The following is a 3,622-nucleotide window of genomic DNA, read 5'->3' as shown; positions in this document are numbered from 1 at the left end:
GGACCACAACCCCTACCGCAGAGAACGCAGAGAGCGCAGAGAAAACCGAACGACCTCTAACCGCAAAGAACGCAAAGCGCGCAAAGAAAACCGGACCACAACCCCTACCGCAGAGAACGCAGAGAGCGCAGAGAAAACCGAACGACCTCTAACCGCAAAGAACGCAAAGCGCGCAAAGAAAACCGAATGACAACTGCTTACCGCAGAGAACGCAGAGAGCGCAGAGAAAACCGAATGACAACTGCTTACTACTTACTGTTCACCGTTCACTGTTCACGTCGTACTGACCTCTGACGACTGGCTACTGACTACTGCCTACAGCGGTACCTCAACGATCTGCGTGCTCACGCGCTCGTCCCCGACCGTGACGACGCGATAGTGCGGGTTGCCGATGATGTAGTGCATGCGCCCGCCGCCCGCATCGGCGAACGAGTGGGTCGTCGAGCGCGTGCCGAACACCGGAACGCCGGCGAAGCGTCCCTCGTACGACAGGTGGAAGTGCCCGCAGAAGATGCCAAGCACAGCGCGGCCGCGCAGGGCGCGTGCGAGCGGCGCCGGGTCGGCCGGCAGAAACTGGTCGAGGCGCGCGATGCCGCTTGGTACGACCTGGTGATGTGTCAGGATGATCGATGGCCCGGCGGCTCGCAAGGCGTCGGCGAGGAAGGCAACCGTCTGTGGATACACGACCGCCTGGTTCTCCGCGCCAAAGTCGATGCAGACGAACTGCACGCCCCGATGATCGAACACATGATTGTAGAGGCGGGTCTCTGACCCGCCGGCCTGCGTCCCGGCTTCACCGTACATGTTGCGGGAAAACGTCTCGCGCGGGTCATGGTTGCCGGGCAGAAAGTACGCCGGCAGGCCCTGCAACCCGTCGAAACCCAGCGCCTGTGGCCCCGGCGGCGGCGTGCGCGTTTCCAGCCCGAGCGCGCGCCGCGCCGCCGCGTACTCCGCATCGGTGCCCGTGTCCACCAGGTCGCCGGTCGAGACGAGGGAATCCGCGCCGGCTGCATGGTGCGCGGCGATGTGGCGCAGCGTCGCGCGAAACGCCACCCACGGCGAGAAGCCAAACTTCAACAGCCCCTCATCCGCCGGCAGATGGTGGTCGCTGATCTGGATGAAGGTGAATGTCATAAAGGCACTTCCACGATTGCGGTGGTCAATGCATTCGCGGAAACCGTGACCACCCGGTAATGCGGCGGCCGCAGCACCGGCAGCACATCGTCTCCGAGTTGGGTATACGCATACGACGTCGAGCGCAGCCCGAAGACCGGTATGCCGCGCGCGCGGGACTCAAACGTGGCGTGTGTGTGGCCGCTGAAAATGCCCAGCACGTTGCGCCCCGCGACGATCGCCCAGAACGCGGCCACATCGGGCGCGATCCACGAATCCCAGAGCGGCAGACCCGACGGGACGACGTGATGGTGCATCAGGATGACCGATGGCAGGCCGCCGGCCAGGGCCCGGGCCAGAAACTCGAACATGGCCGGCGTGCTGGCTGCCGCGTCACCTTCGCCCCAGTCCACGCACACGAATCGCACGCCGCCGTGCATGAACGACACGTTCATCGCGCGCAGGGGCGACGCCGGAAACAGGTTGCGGAAGAACGCCTCGCGCGGATCGAGATTACCGGGCAGCACGTACAGCGGCATGTCCCGCAGCCCCTCGGCCGTCAGCGCCAGCGGGCCTGGCGGTTCAGCGCCCCCCGTGATGCTCAACGCGCGCCGCACAGTCTGGTACTGCGTGTCGACGTCCACCCCGGTCAGGTCGCCATCGCCGCCACTGTTCACCAGATCGCCGGTCGAGACGATGAAATCCACGTTCGCGTGGTGGCGTGCGATATGGCGCAGCACGGCGCGCAGCGCGTGCCACGTCGAATAGCCGCGCGTCAGCGCGCCTTCGCTCTCACGCAGGTGATGGTCGGTGATCTGGATGAATGTGGTCAACGGATTAGACAACGGACGAAAAACGGACAAACGGACGGCCGGCGGCGACAATTCGCCCGACTTTACCGTCCACTGTTCACGGTTTACTGTTCACTGCCTTCTGGCTACTGACTGCTGTCTACTGAAGTACTGTCCTCATCGCCGCCTCGGCCTTTTCCAGTGTCTCATCCACGTCGGCCAGCGTGTGCGCGAGGCTGATGTGGTTGCGCTTGAGGTTGACCGGCAGCTTGTAGATGCCGCGTTCGATCAGCGCCTTGCGGTACGCGACGAACTTGGCCGCATCGTTGCGCAGGAGGTCGGTATAGTTGTCCACCGGCGGCTTCATGAAGTACGTCACAAACACGGAGCCGAAACCGGCGATAGTGGCCTCGATGCCGAGCCGCGCGATGATGTCGTTCAGTCCCGCGCGCATGCGGTCGCCGAGGCCGAACAGGTGCGGATACGTCTCCGGCCGCTCGAGGATTTCGATCGTCGCCAGCGCGGCCGCCACGCTCATCGGATGCGCGTTATAGGTGCCCGCCACGAACACGTCGCCGCCCGGCCGCCCGCGATCCATGATGTCGGCGCGGCCGCACAGCGCGGCCAGCGGGAAGCCGTTGGCGATCGCCTTGCCCATCGTCGTCAGATCGGGCGTGATGCCCGCGATTTTCTGGTAGCCGCCGAGCCCGTGCCGCCAGCCGGTGATGACCTCGTCGAAGATCAGCACGATGCCCTTCTGCAGCGTCAGGTCGCGCAGGGCGCGCAGGAACTCCGGGCGCGGCAGGACGGCGCCGATGTTGTGCGGGATCGGCTCCAGGATGACGGCGGCGATGCCGTCGCCGTGCTGCTGGATGGTGTCGTGCAGTTCTTCGATGTCGTTGAACGGCAGGACGAGTGTGTCGTCCACCACTTCGGGCGTCATACCCGCCGAAATCGGGTCTTTCTGCCCGACCCGGTTCGGCGCGCTGATGATGTTCATCGCCACGGCATCGTGCCAGCCGTGGTAACAGCCCTGGAACTTGATGATCTTGCGGCGGCCGGTCGCGGCGCGCGCGAAGCGCAGCGCGTAGTAGGTCGCCTCCGAGCCGGAGTTGGTGAACATCACGCGCTGGGCCGACGGCACGTAGTGGCAGATCTTCTCCGCGAGTTCGATCTCCATCTCGTTGGCGCCGATGCCGACCAGGTCGATCTGCGACATTGCCTCGGCGACGCGCCGGTTGACCTCCGGGTGGCAGTGGCCCAGCACTGGCGGGCCAAACGCCGCATGGTAATCAATGTAGCGCTTGCCGTCTGCGTCCCAGATGTATGCACCCGCGGCGTGCGTGAAAACGAGGTTCGGCTGGATCAGCCGGTTGGAACTGCTGACGCCGCCGGGGATATATTGTGTGGCGCGCTCGTAGATGGCTTGTGAATTGCTCATGCTCCCTCCGTGATTGGGTTATCCGTGCGCGAATGTCTAGCGCGCATTCCGGAATAATCGGGTGCGGCAATATACCACATCACCCGACCGATTGCGTAGGGACAGGTCTCTGACCTGTCCGCGGGCGGGTCAGAGACTATTGGTCATAGGTTAGGGTCATGGCAAAAATGTCAAGAGGCAGAATCGAGTGCTGGCGTGGGTGGCGGTTGCTGGGCGAGCAACGCCTGCAACTCGGCGCGCAGCGAATGGCGCTGGGGCCGTGCGCGTTTGACAATGC

Annotated in this window: 3 protein-coding genes; all 3 read right to left on the bottom strand. The window is 64.2% G+C overall.

The window, feature by feature from the left end:
* Positions 1-315: 315 nt before the first annotated feature.
* Positions 316-1,134, bottom strand: a complete 819-nt coding sequence (locus HZB53_14155) for a metallophosphoesterase (protein MBI5878790.1) — start codon at positions 1,132-1,134, stop codon at positions 316-318.
* Positions 1,131-1,946, bottom strand: a complete 816-nt coding sequence (locus HZB53_14150) for a metallophosphoesterase (GenBank protein MBI5878789.1) — start codon at positions 1,944-1,946, stop codon at positions 1,131-1,133. The genes HZB53_14155 and HZB53_14150 overlap by 4 nt, the downstream gene beginning before the upstream one ends.
* Positions 1,947-2,064: 118 nt before the next feature.
* Positions 2,065-3,345 carry a glutamate-1-semialdehyde 2,1-aminomutase gene (locus HZB53_14145; protein MBI5878788.1) on the bottom strand — a complete coding sequence of 427 codons (1,281 nt, stop codon included), beginning with the start codon at positions 3,343-3,345 and terminating at the stop codon, positions 2,065-2,067.
* Between the last annotated feature and the right edge of the window lie 277 nt (positions 3,346-3,622).

This window comes from Chloroflexota bacterium, assembly GCA_016235055.1.
GTDB lineage: Bacteria > Chloroflexota > Anaerolineae > JACRMK01 > JACRMK01 > JACRMK01.
The sequence above is the reverse complement of the archived record's forward strand: the minus strand, read 5'-3'. Positions and strand labels throughout refer to the sequence as shown.

Bases quoted from the DNA above. Each gene is read 5' to 3' on its own strand.
- HZB53_14155 (MBI5878790.1), bottom strand. From the start codon at position 1,134: ATGACATTCACCTTCATCCAGATCAGCGACCACCATCTGCCGGCGGAT.
- HZB53_14145 (MBI5878788.1), bottom strand. From the start codon at position 3,345: ATGAGCAATTCACAAGCCATCTACGAGCGCGCCACACAATATATCCCC.